Consider the following 16,142-nt stretch of genomic DNA (forward strand, 5'->3'; position numbering starts at 1 on the left):
AGGCTTGGTAGGGTGAATTTTATCTGTGTGTCGTCGCAGCAATCGCCATCATCACTGTGAACGTGCCCGAGGAGAAGACGTGGATTCCCGATTGAATGCTTTTCTTGAACGCGCCGAGTCGGTTCTGGCGCGGATCGAACCGTTGTTGCCGGCACCACGGCCGGTGATCGACTGGGGCACTTGTCTGGCGGCGCGTTGGCAGCGCGACGGGCGCAGCGGCTATCTGTTGCCGCTGGAAGTCAGCCTCGACATGCGCCTGTCCGACCTGATCGGTGTCGACCGTCAGCTCGAACAACTGGGGCGTAACACCCAGCAATTTCTCGATGGCATGCCAGCCAACCATGCATTGCTCTGGGGCTCGCGCGGTACCGGCAAGTCGTCGCTGGTGCGGGCCTTGCTGGCGGAACACGCCGCCGCAGGCCTGCGCCTGATCGAGATCGAGCGCGACCATCTGGCGGATCTGCCACGAGTGGTCGAGCAGATCGGCAAACTGCCACAACGTTTCGTGCTGTTTTGCGATGACTTGTCGTTCGAATCCGGTGAGGGCGATTACCGCGTGCTCAAAAGCGTGCTCGACGGCTCGCTTGAACAGGCCCCGGACAACGTCTTGCTGTACGCCACTTCTAACCGTCGCCACCTGGTGCCGGAGAAAGAAAGCGACAACGAAAACTGGAAACGCGTCGACGGCGAACTGCATCCCAGCGAAGCCGTTGAAGACAAGATCGCGCTGTCGGACCGTTTCGGTCTGTGGCTGTCGTTCTACCCGTTTACCCAAGAGCACTTCCTCAACGTCGTCGAGCACTGGATCGGCCAGTTGTCAGCCAAGGCCGGCCTGAGCTGGCAGCGCGACGAAGAACTGGACATCCTTGCCGTGCGTTGGGCCACCGGCCGCGGTAATCGCAACGGACGTTGCGCGTACCAATTCGCCCGTTACTGGGTGGGACTGAAATTGTTGGAGCACAAGGCATGATTGATTTGCAACAAAGCGGCCAGGGCCTCGAAGGCTATGGCATGTTGGCCGCACAGCTGGAATCGCTGCTGGCGGACGAGCGCGATTTCATCGCCAACGCCGCGCAGTTTTCGGCGTTTCTGTTCAACCAGCTCGATGACTTGAACTGGGCGGGTTTTTACCTCAATCGCAATGAAGAACTGGTGCTCGGTCCGTTCCAGGGGCAGATCGCCTGCGTGCGCATTCCGTTCGGCCGTGGCGTGTGTGGCGCGGCGGCAGCGACTCGGCAAACCCAGCGCGTTGAAGACGTGCACGCGTTCCCGGGGCATATCGCCTGCGACAGCGCTTCGAACAGTGAGCTGGTCGTGCCGCTGGTCAAGGAGGGTCGTCTGATCGGTGTACTCGACCTCGACAGCCCGAAACTGTCGCGTTTCGGTGCGCAGGATCAGGCCGGTATCGAGCAACTGGCGGCGATTTTCCTGCGTCTGACCGACTGCTGATCACGCGGTGAGGCCAGCCTTGTGCAACAGGCTGGCCGGATCCACGCTGTCGATCTGCTCTGGATCGAGAAAGCGCACGGCGTACTGCATGTACACGCCCTCATTGATGAACAAGCCAAACAGTTGTGCATCGATGTGCGCCTCGCGGGACATGGTCGCCATGATGGCCAACGCTTCATTCAAGGTTTTGGCTTTCTTGTACGGGCGGTCGGCTGCAGTCAGCGCCTCAAAGATATCGGCAATCGCCATCATCCGCGCCGGCAGGCTCATGTCCTCACGCTTCAGGCGTTTCGGGTAACCGGTGCCGTCCATTTTTTCATGGTGACCGCCGGCGATTTCGGCAATGCTGTCGAGGTGGCCGGGGAAGGGCAGGTGGCTGAGCATCATGATCGTCTGCACCATGTGATGATTGATCACATAGCGCTCTTCGCGGGTCAGGGTGCCACGACTGATACTCAGGTTGTACAGCTCGCCGCGATTGTATTTGTAGTGCGGCACATCCAGTTTGAAGCCCCACGGATTGTCTTCGGGGATCAACTCGTTCGGGTCCCGTTCGAGCAAATGCTCAGGCTTGTCTGCCAGAAGCTTTTCACTGACCGGTAAACCCGGTGCCGGCGTGCGCGACTGACGCCGATTTTCCTCCCATGACACACCCAGTCGATCATCAAGGGTGCGCAGCCAGGTGCGCCGGGCCAGATCATCGAGGCGTTGCAGATCTGCTTCGGCCATCGCTTCACTGCCCAGATTGCAGCGGGCGACAAACGCAAAATCATCGTCCAGCGCGGTCAGCGTAGCGTCGCGCAGCTCGGCCAGTGCACCCTCGTCGCCGCCCAAGGCCCGCGCCTGCCAGTAACTGATCCAGGCATCACGCTTGAGCACTTCGAAACGGGTGCGGATTTCATGAATACGGTCGTTGATGGTTTCCAGTTTGGTGGCTTTGTCGACCACGTATTCCGGCGTCGTGACCTTGCCGCAATCGTGTAGCCACGCGGCAATGTGCAAGGCTTCCCATTCATCCTCGTTCGGCTGGTAGGCGCGGAAGGCGGGCGCCTGACTGGCTGCCGCAGCCTGGGCGAGCATCAGCGTCAGCTCTGGCACACGCTGACAATGCCCGCCGGTGTAAGGGCTTTTGGCGTCGATGGCGCCGGCGAGTAATTGAATGAAAGCATCGAGCAGTTGTTTCTGGCGGGCTTGCAGGCGCTGACTCTCGATGCTCACCGCCGCAGCGCCGGACACAGCCTGGAGGAAAGCGATACGGTCGGGGCGAAGTTTCTCCAGGTCGGCGGCGGCGCCGCTGTCGTTCACCAGCAGAATCAGCAGACCGATGGTTTCGTCGTGGCGATTGTGCAGGCGGATACCGATGAGATGGATGCGTGGCGATTGCATCGCCAGCAGAACCTTCTGCAGATCCCCGGCCTGATCGACGCCGAAGTTGCTGACCACGTTGTTGGCGCTGACCAATTGTTCGAACCACGCCGGCCCTTTGTTCTGTTGCAGGTCGTGGCCCTGAATGTCGAACGCTTCCAAGGCCTGGGAAGTGCCATCGATCACCAGCCCGTAAGGCTCCATGCGACTGCTGTCGCTTTCACGCAGATAGATCAGCCCTGCCTGCGCCTGGGCGATCTGCACTGTTTCGAACAGCACCCGTTGCAGCAGCGGGGCGAAGCGGGTTTCGGCGCCGAGGGTGTCGGTGATCCGGAAGAAGCTCGACAGGGTGTCCTTCATCCGCGCCATCGACACACTCAACTGATCGACTTCAAGCACTGGCGAGCGCCGGGCCAGCGGAAAATTGAAATCGAAACTGCGGATCGCGTCCGCTTCCTTGACCAGCGCATGCAGGGGCTTGACCAGTATCCGCGAAATCACCCAGCCCAGCGGCAGGCACAACAGCAGGGTCGCGAGGGTGATCAGCGCGCCTTGCCAGCGTAAACGGTAGGCATCGATCAATAACTCGTCTTCCGGCACCAGCAGCGCCAACTGCAAACCTTTCGGGCCGCCCTCCTGAATGCTGCTGCGGGCGACGATCCACTGACGACCATCGGCTTCCAGGCGATTGCCCTTGGCTGCTCCGGACAACAGCGCATGCAAGCCCGGACTCAGATCCGCCGCTTTGGCCAGATGCGCACTGCTACTGTCGACGATCAGGCGCTCGCTGTCGGGATAGGCCACGGCGTTGCCGTCGGCATCGAACAGGGCAATCTCGGTGGCGGGTGTGACAACATGTTTGCTCAGCGCAGCCGACAGGGCGACCAGCGTCAGGTCAGCGCCGATCACGGCGTTCTCGCCGCTGCGGCGGGCCAGCGTCGTGCCGACATTGCGCGTGGAGAAAAACACGTAGGGTTCGGTGGTGATTTGTTGGTTTTGCTGGCGAGCATCGTTGAACCACGCGCGGCTACGCGGATCGTAGCGGTCATCGGGGTTGTCCTGACGGCTGATTGGCGTCAGTGCCTGATCGAAAAACAGCGATTGCGAGTGCACCGCGCCCTGTGGGTCATGTTCGATACTCCAGATCTGATAAGCCGCCGCTTCAGGGGCCTTGAGCAGCGTCTTCAGCGCAGCACTGCGTAGTGGGCGCACCATGAAGAAATCGCCATTGGCATAACCCAGATATAGCGACGCCAGATTGGGATTGTCGCTGAGCGACTGGCTGAACGGTCGGAGCAAGGGCAAGCGTTGTTCAAGGCGCGCAGCCTGAGTGGCAGGGTCATCCGCCAGCAAACTCAGCAGGTGGCGGATCGGCTGATAGGTGGCAGACATGTCCAGCCGCACGTCCTGCTCGATCCGCTCGAACAGCTTTTCGCTGCCCGAGAGGATAATCTGTGTCGTCTGATGGTAATTGAACAGCCCCAGCACGACCCCGGTGAGCAGCAACAGAAAGGTGAACATGACGCTGATGTGCACATGCAGCGGAAACCGGCGTTGCTCCGGGCGCAGTGGGCTGGGCATTTCTGGCTCTCCATGATGGTTAACTCACTGCTCAGCGCCAAGCATAGTTAAGGCAAGCTCATTGTGCTTAGGTCCGACACCGCCAATTGTTGCTGCAACGCTTGCTCCAGATCGAGCATCGCCCGGTTGCTCGCCTCGCAACGGCGAGCGATCTCGTCTGTCGACGTGGCTTCGGCGCAGGCCTGTTCAAGGGCGTCGCAACACTCGATCACCCGTGATGCCTGAGCGATACGCGCGGCTCCCTTGATCTTGTGAGCGACCACCGCCAGCGCTCCGCGATCATGTTCGGGCGACAGTGCAAGCAGTTCCTGGCGGTCGAGACGGCTGCTTTTGAGCAGTTCGGTCAGCAGACGGCGGGCCTGTGCAGGATTGCCGCCGGTCAGCATGTTCATGTTTTGCAGGTTGAAGGCTGGCGGTGCAGACGTCGGTGAAATGCCGTCGACCCACTGGCTGAGCAGGCTCAGGCTCAGGGGTTTGAACAGGCAATCGTCCATGCCGGCCTGTTTGCAACGCTGGATTTCTTCCGGCTGTGCATTGGCCGTGAAGCCCAACACGGTGCAGGGCGGGCAGCGCGCCTGCAGTTCATGCTGGCGTATGGCACGGGTCAGTTCATAGCCGTTCATCAAGGGCATGTTGCAGTCGACAATCACCAGGTCGAAGCGATCAGCCTTCCACAATTCCAGGCCACTGCAGCCGTTCTCGGCAATGCTGAAGTGATGACCGAGGAACTCCAACTGCTGACACATCAACAAGCGATTGGCCGGATGGTCATCTACCACCAGTACACGCAGGGGTGTTTGCGATGTCTTGATCGCCGGTTCACTTTTGGCCGTGCCCGGCTGTATCGGCAGGGTTTCCAGCGCCAGGGAAACGCAGACCTGGGTGCCGATGCCGGGCTGGCTGCTCAATTGCAGTTGTCCGCCCATCATTTCGCAGAGGTTGCGACTGATCACCAGTCCCAGGCCTGCACCGCGTCTGCCTTGCTGACTGCTGTTTTCTGCCTGGGCAAACGGTTCGAACAGGCGTTGCTGATCCTCGGCACTGATACCGATGCCACTGTCTTGTACGGTGAGTTGCATCAGTGCGCGAGCGGGCACATCGGTGTTCATGAGATCCAGGCTAATCCGTACATGCCCTTGCTCGGTGAATTTGATCGCATTGCTGACCAGATTCGACAGCACCTGTTTGAACCGCAGTGGGTCCAGATGCACATCGAGTGCTAGATCCGGCGGATTGAAGATGACTTGCAGGGTGAGGTTTTTCTGCCGGGCAAGGCCATCGAAGATTCTTGCCACAGACGCTACGGTATCGACCAGATTGACCCGTTCGGGGCACAGACTGAGGCGCCCGGATTCGATCCGCGCAATGTCGAGAATATCGCCGATCAGACCCAGCAGGTCTTTGGCCGAATGATAGGCCGTGTCGATCGATGAACGATCCGGATGCTGTTGATCCATGCGTTTGAGCGTCAGTTCGAGCATGCCGATCACGGCATTCATCGGCGTGCGAATCTCGTGACTCATGGTCGCCAGAAACGTGCTTTTCGCCCGATTGGCCTCATCGGCCTGTTCTTTGGCCGTGCGCAGTTCCTCGAACAGCTGACGGCGTTCACTGATGTCGATCCAGCCGCCAATGATGCCTTTTACGTCACCGCTGGAGTCGCGGTACGGCAGTATCCAGTGGTAGATCGTCAGGCGTCGGTTGCCGATGTGCAAAGGCCGGTCGACGACCATCGGTGTGCCTTCTGCGACGACTCGCTGGTAATCGGCCTGAAAAGCCTGAGCCTCGAAAGCGTTGCTCAGGGTGCCCTCAATGACGCTTTTGCCGATGACGTCTTCACGCTTGGCATTGAAGGCTTCGAGATAGCTTTCATTGCAACTTTGCAAGAGACCCTGGCGGTCGCGAACGTAGATCGGATGCGGTGTGCCGTCGACCAAAGAACGCATGAATTCGAACTGGTCGTTCAGCGCGCGCTCGGCGGCCTGGCGTTGTTTGATCTGGTGGCGCATGTAGGCGTTCCAGGCCAATAGCAGCAGCAATAGCAGACAAGCACCGATGATCACTTGGTAGAACAGGCGCTGGTAGTTGTGCCAGATGTTCTGCGATGACGTGGAATAACCGCGCCAGCGACCATTGATCACGCCCAGCTCATCGGGGGCGATGCTCAATAACGCCTTGTTGATGATCGACGTCAGTTCCGTGTTGTCCCGCGCGGTCGCCAGTGAAAATGCCGCCTGGCCGGTGCCGATGGTGGTGGTGATCTGCAGCGCCTGATTAAAGATCCGCGAAGAAATGAAGTAGTTGGCAATCACCAGTGAGTTCACCGCGCCGTCGACATGGCCTTCGGCGAGCAGCGACACTGCGCTGAAGGTGTCCGCCGTTTCGATCAACTGGATGCGCGGGTATTCTCGGCGCAGGTATTCGACCATCGGATTGCCTTGGGCTATCGCCAGTTGTTTGCCTTTGAGCTGGCCCAGATTGGTCGGGCTGTCGGCACTTTTACGGGTCAGCAGAACGTAGGAGTTTTCCAGGTAGGGACGGCTGAAGTTGAGGGTTTTTTCGCGCTCTGTTGAAGGTAGAAGCGCTGCGATCAGATCAGCTTGATGACGGTCTATCTGCTGGATCATTTCCGCGTCGTTGCGGCTGCGACGGATCTCGAAACGCAGACCGGTGCGCAGGCGGACCAGCTCGAGCAGGTCGGCACTGATACCGCGAAAATTGCCGTCGTTGTCAAAGAATGTCAGGGGCGCGAACGCTTCATTCACCACCACACTGACCACCGGATGCTGCTTGAGCCACGCTTCTTCGCGCTGGGTCAGTTGCAGTTTCTGGTCGGTGAACAGCAGATCGCTGCCCGCGCTCCAGCGCTTGGCAATGTTGTCGCGTTCACTGGCCGGCACGGCCTTGAGCACGCTGTCGACGATGGCCAGCAGTTGCGGGTTGTTGCGGCGCACGGCGAAGCTGAATCCCTGGGCTTCCTGCTTGCCGAAATTGGCCATGCGCACGTTGTTCAGGTAACCCTTGTTGATCATGTAGTGAGTTGAAAGGGTGTCGCCGAGGAACACGTCGGCCTGATCGAACGCCACGGCGTTGATCGCATTCTGGTAGGAGGGATAACAGGTAATGAGCGCTTTGGGATACAGCGCCTTGACTTCGGGCAACGGCAAATAGTGATAGACCATGCTCAGCCGTAACCCGGCCAAGCCTTCGGTGAGTGAGCGGGTTTCGCCTTCGCGGGTGACCAGCACTGGCAGGTCAATGGCATAGGGTGTCGATAGCGCCAGATTGGCGTTGCTCGCTTCGAAGCCGTTCGCGGTACCGAGCAGGTCGATCTGGCCGTCGACCAGTGCGCGAATGGCCTCATTGCGAGAGGGGAAGCGCTGCACGCGGATCGGCAAACCGGTGGCCTGGCCGAGGAGTCCGGCGTAGTCGGCCGTCAGACCTTCGTAATCCTTGCCACTGACCGTCATGTCAAAGGGCGGGTAGTCGGGCGCGGATGTGCCCAGAACCAGTTCGTTGCGTTCAAGCAGCCACTGCCGTTGGGAGTGTTCGAGCGTGACCGGCACCGGTTCGTTAACCGATCGGCTGAGCAAGGCATAGTCCGGTGATGTGCCGGGCATGGCGTACACGCTGGTGCTCAGGTAAAGACCTGCGCTCAACGCAATTAGATAGTCCTTTAAACGGCTGGGCATGCGGGCTCTCACACGAGTGCGTTTCGTTTGGCCATCTCGATAAGTTCTACAAGGGATTTGGCCTTGAGTTTCTGCATCAGACGTTTTTTATAAGTGCTGACGGTTTTATTACTGAGAAACATGCCCTTGGCGATTTCCTTGTTAGTGCGACCTTGAGCGAACAATTGCAGGACCATTAATTCGCGATCATTGACGGATTTGAACAGTTCCAGTTCGGCAAAACGGATGTCGTCACTGCGCACCGGATTCAATGCTTGACTGGGGAAATAGTTGTAACCGGAAAGTACCGCTTTGATGGCACTGACCAGTTCGCTCAAGTCTTCCTGTTTGCAGACATAACCCGATGCGCCGGATTGCATGCAGCGAATGCCGAACAGTGTCGGACACTGTGCCGTCAGAATCAGGATTTTCAGCGGGGACCCCATGGCATTGAAGCGGGCCAGCACTTCCAGGCCGTCCAGCTTGGGGATGCTTACATCGAGAATGACCAGATCGGGCATGCATTCGCGCACCATCTGCATGGCATCGACCCCGTTATCGGTTTCGCCGACGACCTTGTAACCTTCATGCTCCAGCAACATTCGAACGGCGAGACGGATGACCGGGTGATCGTCGACAATAAAAACGGAGTTCATAATCAAATCCCATGCAAGCACGAATAAAGCGCGCACCTTAGCTCAGATGAATGAGCACTCGCATGAAGTGACGTGGCTCCAGTCACGCTATCGGATTATTCCTACAATTAATGAGGAAACGGACTACGGCCAAACTAGGTTTGACGTAAGGAAGTGCAGGAATTGAATGGGCTTATAGTTTGCCTTGATTGATTTGCAAGTACTGGCTGTAACTGGGTTTTTGTAGATGTTTAAAAGTTGCTGAATGGCCTGCGGGGAAGCGCGGCGTTTCCAGCGATATCAGCGGTTCGTTAAACTTTCGCGGGTCGACGATGACAGGGTGTATGCAGAGGGCGGCCATTGTTATGGCCACCCGCAGGCGAGAGGGTCAGTGGCTGGAGCGGCCGGTCATTTCCAGCGCCATATCGCTGGCGTAACTGTCGGTCATGCCGGCGATGAAGTCGATCATGCGCAGAAACGACGTGTGCAACGAACCCTGAGGATCCGGTGCGTTACTGCCCAGCAGATCGAGAATGCGTCGGCTTTTGAACGACGGCGTACGACCGTTGTGTTGTTCCAGCGCGGCACCGCAGAACGAATTGAGCAAGATCTCCAGCGTCGTATAGGCGCCGATTTCATGCAGGGTTTTGCGTTTGTCCTGGAAGATTTTCTTGCGGGCGATGTCCTTGGCGTTCAGGACGCAACGCTTGGCCGGGCCATGCATGTGCTCGACCAGATCGCCGTGCAGCGTGCCGGCTAGCAGTGCGTCCTGTTGCTCGACAAAGGCCCGCGCCGCGGCGTTGGTCAAATGCTCGATGGCCTTGCCGCGCAGGATCGCCAGTTTGCGTCGGCGCGAATCCTGCGGGCCGAGCTGACGATAGGTTTCCGGCAGATCATCACCCACCAGCCCGAGCAGCAGGGATTCGACTTCGGCGTATTCCAGTAGCTCCATTTCGAGGCCGTCTTCGAGATCGATCAGCGCGTAGCAGATGTCGTCGGCGGCCTCCATCAGGTACACCAGCGGGTGACGCGCCCAGCGCTGGTCTTCGATTTGCGGCAGGCCCAGTTTGTGCGCGATCTGTTCGAGCAGCGGCAGCTCGCTCTGATAACAACCGAATTTATGTTTCTTGTAGCCCAGAGAATCGGCGTGACGCGCAGTCCACGGGTACTTCAGATAGGTGCCGAGCGTGGCATAGGTCAGCCGCGTACCGCCGTCGAACTGGTGGTACTCCAGCTGAGTCAGGACGCGAAAGCCCTGGGCGTTACCTTCAAAGTTGAGGAAGTCGCCGCGTTCGGCTTCACTCATGCCGTCGAGCCAACCACGTCCGGCCGCCTGCTGGAACCAGTGGCGAATGGCATCTTCACCGGAATGGCCGAACGGCGGATTACCGATGTCGTGGGCCAGACACGCCGACTGCACGACCATGCCGAGGTCGGCCGGGTCACACCATTCGGGCAACGCACTGCGCAGGGTTTCGCCCACCCGCATGCCCAGTGAGCGGCCGACGCAACTGACTTCCAGCGAGTGGGTCAGGCGTGTGTGAATGTGATCGTTGCTGGTGACCGGGTGCACCTGGGTCTTGCGTCCGAGGCGGCGGAAGGCACCGGAGAAAATAATGCGGTCATGGTCTTTGTGGAAAGGGCTGCGGCCAAGTTCTTGCGGGCTGTGCAGCGGCTTGCCAAGACGTTCGCGGTTGAGCAGGGTTTGCCAATCCAAGGCTGATTCTCTCCGTCAGGTGACTGGGGCGTTGGCCCCTAGCTTCCCGGTTCGCGCACGCCCCTGCAAGCGTAACTACAACCCTGCCGCGTCGATGTCGATCAACAGCAAACGCTCACCGTTGTCAAAAAACTGCCCGGCCGTCAGGCAATACTGATTGCTGGTGGCATCGCGGTAGGTATTGGAGAGCGTCAAACGCCGCTCCTCCCAACCTTCGGCGAGCAAATGATAGAAATACGGGCGCCACGACCAGTTGTGCCCCAGATAGCGATTGTCGGCGACCCAGCCATGCTGCCGCCATTCGAGGTTGGGCGTCAGTTGGGTGCCGTGGCGATCGCATTGATAAAACCGCAGCAGCCAGGGGAAGGCGTCCAGTTGTGGCAATGCGCTCAACGGCGCATGGGCCTGAGCCCAGGCTTGCAGGATCGACATCAGTTCGGCGAGTTGCTGGCGCATTTGCATCAACCGCCCACGCTCGGCGAGCTTCTGCCGGACATAGCGCTGGCGCAGCTCGGCGAAGCGTTGCACGAACGCGTCAGTGGGGAAAAACGCCTCCTGCGCCCGCGCGAACAGGAAACCCTGCACATAGCGCGATCCGCATTCCAGGGCGAAATTCAACTGCGCTTCGGTCTCGACGCCTTCGGCAATGATCCAGCAACCGGTCTTCTCGGCCATCTGCGCGAGTGCCTTGACCACGTCGCTGCTCGGGCCGCCCAGTGCCGCGGCCTGGAACAAACGCATGTCGAGTTTGAGAATGTCCGGTTGCAGCGCCAGCACCCGATCCAGTTGCGAGTAGCCGGCGCCAAAGTCGTCGATGGCGATTCTTGCTCCCGCCTCGCGATAGCGCGCGACGACTTCGGCCAGGCGTTGACTATTGCCACCCAGTTCGGTGATCTCGAAGACGATGCGTTGCGGATCGATGTCGTAGCGCGCCAATTGCTTGAGGCTGGGCAGGGCTTGATCGGCGCGCAGACGACTGATCCAGCGCGGCGACATGTTCAGGCTGAGAAACCAGTCTGCCGGCGCTTCATGCAAGCGGCTCAGGGCGTTGTCGCGGATTTGCCGGTCGAGGCGGCGCAGGGCAATGGCGGGTGTGCGCGGGTCGGCGAACAATGGCCCGACCGAATTCAATTGACCGTCAGCCTGGCGCAGGCGACCCAGCGCTTCAACGCCGGCAATGCGTCCCGTGGCGGTATCGATGAAGGGCTGAAAGCAGGCGAGCGGTTGCCCGTCGATCACGGGGCCTCCTTAGTGGTTCTTGTTCTGGTGAACCCCGCCGACCGGGTAGGCGCACGGGATTGAACCTCCGGATAAAGAGGTTCATCCCGCCGGTATTGCAAGAATGTAGCCAGATGTATCTGCTTAGCGCTTTGCCGAGCTCTGCATGACCAGTTTGATCAGCGGCCCGAGGCTGGTGCCGAGCCGGATCAAACGGCTTAACCCACCGACGCCGCCACTTTTCGTGCCTTTGCCAGTGATAAAGCCCAATAGCGTAACGGCAGCCACGCCCCACAATGGCGCGTGTTTGATGCCGAAGCCACCTTGCAGGTTTTGCGTCATGCCGCGCACGCGTTGCAGCGGTTGCAGCACTTGCCCGGCTTCATGACGAATTTCCTGGCGATGCATTTCCATGCGCAGGCGGATCAACGCCTTGCGCATTTCCCGACGCGAGCTGTTGTGTGGCAGTTCAGGCAGGCTCATGGCAGCAGGCGCTCCCGGTCGTTGGCCAGCTCTTCGAGCGTGCCGTGGAAAGGCGAGGACTCATCGAAGATCGCCGCCTTGAGGCGCAGCGCGCAGAAGATCGAGGCCAAGGTATAGAAGACGCATAAGCCGATGATCGCGGCGAGACGGTAGGTGTCCCAGAACACGATCATCACCAAGGTCGATAAACCCACCAGCAACAACAGGGCAAAGACCAAGGCCAGACCGGCGAACAGCAACAGGCTGACGGTACGTGATTTCTGCTCCTGCAATTCGATGCCGAACAATTCGACATGGCTGTGCAGCAGACCTAGAACGGCGGCGCCCAGGCGTCGCGTGGAAGAGGCGGTGCCCGCAGTCGGGCCGGATTCACCGATCGACATAATCAGCGCCGAGTGGCCAGCAGGCCGATCAGGAAGCCAACACCGGCAGCAATGCCGACTGACTGCCAAGGGTTGGCCGACACATAATCTTCAGTGGCTGTGACAGCCGCCTGACCGCGATCGCGAAGGGTGTCTTCGGTCAGTTTCAGGGTTTCGCGGGCGCGCAGCAGGCTGTCGTGGATCTGCTCGCGCAGCTCATCAGCCTGATCGCCGGCCAGGGTGGCGGTGTGCTCGAGCAACCGTTCGGTGTCGGCGACCAAAGTCTGGAAGTCGTTCATGAGGATTTCTTGAGCAGTTTTTGCCTTGATGCTGGCCATGGGTAGATCTCCGTAAGTGACGTCTGAAGCGTTCGAGTATGAGCCTTGCGCGAAGGTTCAGTACAAATGACTGGTACAACTTTTGCTTTGTCGTGGTGCGTTGCCCGGCGGTTGTGCGCTGTTGCCGGGCGCTCGCATCAAGAAACCTTATCCCAAACAAGCCCGGTTCGTGTCAGGACATCGACCTTGTGCGCCAAAGCAGTTCGCCGGACCATCGGACTCGTGACTGCGCGGTCGCAACTTGGTGCATGAAATGTGCGCATGAACCGCTTTGGTGCCTTTTTCGCCTTTAGGTCAGCCTGCTTATGGAAAATCTGCAAAGCGCTGTGGACACCCTGGTTCACAGCTCCAATACCTTGTTCATTCTGATCGGTGCGGTGATGGTGCTGGCGATGCACGCCGGTTTCGCCTTTCTGGAGGTCGGCACAGTCCGTCAGAAAAACCAGGTCAATGCGCTGTCGAAGATTCTCAGCGATTTCGCCGTCTCGACGCTGGCCTATTTCTTTATAGGCTATTGGATCTCTTATGGCGTGACCTTCATGCAGCCGGCGGCGGTGCTGAGCGCCGATCACGGTTATGGACTGGTGAAGTTTTTCTTCCTGCTGACCTTTGCCGCCGCGATCCCGGCGATCATTTCCGGTGGCATCGCCGAGCGCGCGCGTTTTGTGCCACAGTTGTGCGCGACAGCGTTGATCGTCGCGTTCATCTATCCGTTTTTCGAAGGCATGATCTGGAGCGGCAACTATGGCCTGCAAGCGTGGCTGACGGCGCAGTTTGGTGCCGCTTTCCATGATTTCGCCGGTTCCGTGGTGGTGCATGCCATGGGCGGCTGGCTGGCGCTGGCGGCGGTATTGCTGCTGGGGCCGCGCAATGGTCGTTATCGCGACGGTCGTCTGGTCGCGTTCGCACCGTCGAGCATTCCCTTTCTGGCGCTGGGCTCGTGGATTCTGATTGTCGGCTGGTTCGGTTTCAACGTAATGAGTGCGCAAACACTGCAGGGCGTCAGCGGTCTGGTGGCGGTCAATTCGCTGATGGCGATGGTCGGCGGCACGATGGCGGCGCTGCTCGTCGGGCGCAATGACCCGGGCTTTCTCCACAATGGTCCATTGGCCGGTCTGGTGGCGATCTGTGCCGGGTCCGATCTGATGCATCCGGTTGGTGCCCTGGTGACTGGCGCGATTGCTGGCGCGCTGTTTGTCTGGTGCTTTACTGCCGCGCAGGTGAAATGGCGCATCGATGACGTATTGGGTGTTTGGCCATTGCACGGCTTGTGTGGAGTGTGGGGCGGGATTGCCTGCGGGATTTTCGGCCAGACTGCGCTCGGCGGTATTGGCGGCGTCAGTTTGATCAGCCAGTTGATCGGCACCGCGCTGGGCGTCGCGGTGGCGCTGATCGGTGGTTTCGCTGTTTACGGCGTGATCAAGGCGCTGCACGGGCTGCGCCTGAGTCAGGAACAAGAGTATTACGGCGCCGACCTGTCGCTGCACAAGATCGGCGCGGTGAGCCAGGACTAAGTCTCTGCATCATCACTGCCGGGATAAAAACCGTGAAGCAGGCGATAGCGGTCGATGCGCACCTGATCGACTTGCTCCTGCACCTGATGCGCCGGCAAGCCGAGCATGATCAAGGCGTGAGAGGCGAGCATCAGGCTCGACTCCAACAGCTCCGGCACCACTTCGGTGGCGCCGGCGGTTTTCAATTCGGCCCATTGGCTGTCGTCGCGGGTGCGCACCAGGATCGGCACATGAGCGTTGAGCCGGCGCGCTTCCTTGAGAATGCGCAGGGCAATGTCACTCTGATCCACGGCAACCACCAGCAGTCTGGCGCGTAGCAGGCCCACGGCGGTCAGCAGGTCGCCGCGCGAGGAGTCGCCGTAATGCACGTCGCTTTCTCCGCTGGCGGCTTCCTGAACCCGAACCGGATCGCTGTCCAGGGCGATATAAGGCTGTTTGGCATTGCGCAGGAAACGCCCGATGGATTGACCGACACGGCCGTAGCCGCAAATCACCACGTGCTGGTTAAGGTCGGCGTTGAGTGCGCTGATCTCTTCGATTTGCGCTTCCTGATTGGGTTTGCGGTGCAGGACTGCAGCGATACGTGGCGCGGCGCGCAGCAACAGTGGCGTCAGCAGCATCGAACAGAACGTTGCGGCGAGCAGAAGATCGCCCAACGCTTCGGGCATCATGCTGTGTTGCTGCATCTGCGCCATCAGTGCAAAGCAGAACTCGCCGCCCTGAGCCAGTGCCAGACCGCTACGCCACGCCGTTTCGCTGTCGCTGCCGCGCCACTTCACCAACAAGGCGACGACGATGCCCTTGATCACCATCAAACCGACGGTGAGCCCGAGGATCAGCAGGCTGTGACTGACGAACAGTTGCAGGTCGATGAGCATGCCGATGCTGACGAAAAACACCCCGAGCAGGATGTCGCGAAACGGTCGGATGTCGGCCTCGATCTGATGCCGATAGTGGCTTTCACCGAGCAACATGCCGGCCAGAAATGCACCGAGGGCAGGGGACAGGCCCAGCAGGTGAGTCAGCCACGCGGTCAACAACACAATCACTAGCGCCAGCAACACGAACAACTCTGCCGAGCGTGACGCGGCCACTTCGTGGAACAGCCTCGGCAGTAACCAGCGACTGGCCAGCAGCAGACCGACAAACAGCACCACGGTCTTCGCCAGCGTCAGTGGCAGCGCCCAGTACCAGGCTTGCTCGCTGCTGCCGGCGAACACAGGCACTAACGTCAGCAGTAATACAGCGACAACGTCCTGAAACAGCAAAACGCCGACGGCATTCTGCCCGTGACTGCTGAACACCTCGCCGAGGCTGCCCAACTCTTTGGTCACAATTGCCGTCGATGACAGCGAAAGCCCGGCGCCGAGCAACAGCGCCGGTGTCATCGGCATGCCCAGCAGCATCAGCAACAAACCGAGCAGCGCGGTACTGATCAGCACCTGCTGACTACCGAGACGGAACACCACCTGGCGCAAGGCGATCATCTTCGACAGAGAGAACTCCAGGCCCAGTGAAAACAACAGAAACACCACGCCCAGTTCGGCTACGTCAGGCAGGTGTTCGCTTTCGTTGACCCAGTCGAAGGCACTCGGCCCGACCAGCAGTCCGACGCACAGATAACCCAGAACCGGCGGCAACCGCAGGCGACGAAACAGGGCAATCACCACGAGGGACGAGGCGAGGATGATCAACAGATTGGCAAACACTGGACACTCCGATGTCAGATTCAGGCTTTTCAAGCGTAGAGGCAAAAAGACCGGGAGGATCGCGTAAATGGTTTTTCTGCGGACTGATGTGCGTCAGGGT

At 59.5% G+C, this 16,142-nt stretch carries 12 protein-coding genes; 3 read left to right on the forward strand and 9 right to left on the reverse strand.

All coding sequences use genetic code 11. The annotated features are described in order from the left end of the window. Window positions 1-79: 79 nt before the first annotated feature. Entirely contained in the window at window positions 80-970 is an 891-nt protein-coding gene (locus tag FGA82_RS13010; RefSeq protein WP_141127373.1) for an ATP-binding protein, read from the forward strand. After that, on the forward strand, window positions 967-1,449 hold the full coding sequence (locus FGA82_RS13015) for a GAF domain-containing protein (RefSeq protein WP_141127374.1): 483 nt from the start codon (window positions 967-969) through the stop codon (window positions 1,447-1,449). Before FGA82_RS13010 ends, FGA82_RS13015 begins: the two co-directional genes overlap by 4 nt. Here the strand turns inward: FGA82_RS13015 and FGA82_RS13020 are convergent, their stop codons facing one another. The 8 genes from FGA82_RS13020 to FGA82_RS13055 form a co-directional block, all read right to left on the reverse strand. Beyond that, a complete protein-coding gene (locus FGA82_RS13020; protein ID WP_141127375.1) occupies window positions 1,450-4,395 on the reverse strand; it encodes an HD domain-containing phosphohydrolase in 2,946 nt (981 codons plus the stop codon). A gap of 47 nt (window positions 4,396-4,442) precedes the next feature. Beyond that, window positions 4,443-8,087 (reverse strand): transporter substrate-binding domain-containing protein, encoded by a 3,645-nt coding sequence (locus tag FGA82_RS13025; protein WP_141127376.1) that lies wholly within the window; start codon window positions 8,085-8,087, stop codon window positions 4,443-4,445. Window positions 8,088-8,095: 8 nt separating this feature from the next. After that, a complete protein-coding gene (locus FGA82_RS13030) occupies window positions 8,096-8,722 on the reverse strand; it encodes a response regulator transcription factor (protein WP_007908640.1) in 627 nt (208 codons plus the stop codon). A 367-nt stretch (window positions 8,723-9,089) separates the two neighbouring features. Continuing rightward, a complete protein-coding gene (locus FGA82_RS13035; protein WP_141127377.1) occupies window positions 9,090-10,418 on the reverse strand; it encodes a deoxyguanosinetriphosphate triphosphohydrolase in 1,329 nt (442 codons plus the stop codon). 75 nt (window positions 10,419-10,493) lie between these two features. After that, complete coding sequence (locus FGA82_RS13040) at window positions 10,494-11,657, reverse strand: EAL domain-containing protein (protein ID WP_141127378.1); 1,164 nt, start codon at window positions 11,655-11,657, stop codon at window positions 10,494-10,496. 123 nt (window positions 11,658-11,780) lie between these two features. Then, on the reverse strand, window positions 11,781-12,119 hold the full coding sequence (locus tag FGA82_RS13045) for a hypothetical protein (RefSeq protein ID WP_141127379.1): 339 nt from the start codon (window positions 12,117-12,119) through the stop codon (window positions 11,781-11,783). After that, entirely contained in the window at window positions 12,116-12,502 is a 387-nt protein-coding gene (locus tag FGA82_RS13050) for a phage holin family protein (RefSeq protein ID WP_007908652.1), read from the reverse strand. Before FGA82_RS13050 ends, FGA82_RS13045 begins: the two co-directional genes overlap by 4 nt. 2 nt (window positions 12,503-12,504) lie before the next feature. Beyond that, on the reverse strand, window positions 12,505-12,819 hold the full coding sequence (locus FGA82_RS13055; RefSeq protein WP_025113166.1) for a DUF883 family protein: 315 nt from the start codon (window positions 12,817-12,819) through the stop codon (window positions 12,505-12,507). 305 nt (window positions 12,820-13,124) lie between these two features. Here FGA82_RS13055 and FGA82_RS13060 point away from each other — a divergent pair, with 305 nt between their 5' ends. After that, the gene (locus tag FGA82_RS13060) at window positions 13,125-14,333 is read left to right on the forward strand and encodes an ammonium transporter (RefSeq protein WP_141127380.1); all 1,209 of its coding nucleotides are present in this window, start codon (window positions 13,125-13,127) and stop codon (window positions 14,331-14,333) included. Here FGA82_RS13060 and FGA82_RS13065 read toward each other — a convergent pair. Continuing rightward, the gene (locus FGA82_RS13065; protein WP_141127381.1) at window positions 14,330-16,042 is read right to left on the reverse strand and encodes a cation:proton antiporter; all 1,713 of its coding nucleotides are present in this window, start codon (window positions 16,040-16,042) and stop codon (window positions 14,330-14,332) included. The two genes, FGA82_RS13060 and FGA82_RS13065, sit on opposite strands and share 4 nt — an antisense overlap. Window positions 16,043-16,142: the final 100 nt, after the last annotated feature.

Source organism: Pseudomonas fluorescens, from assembly GCF_005938625.1.
Lineage (GTDB): Bacteria > Pseudomonadota > Gammaproteobacteria > Pseudomonadales > Pseudomonadaceae > Aquipseudomonas > Aquipseudomonas fluorescens_BD.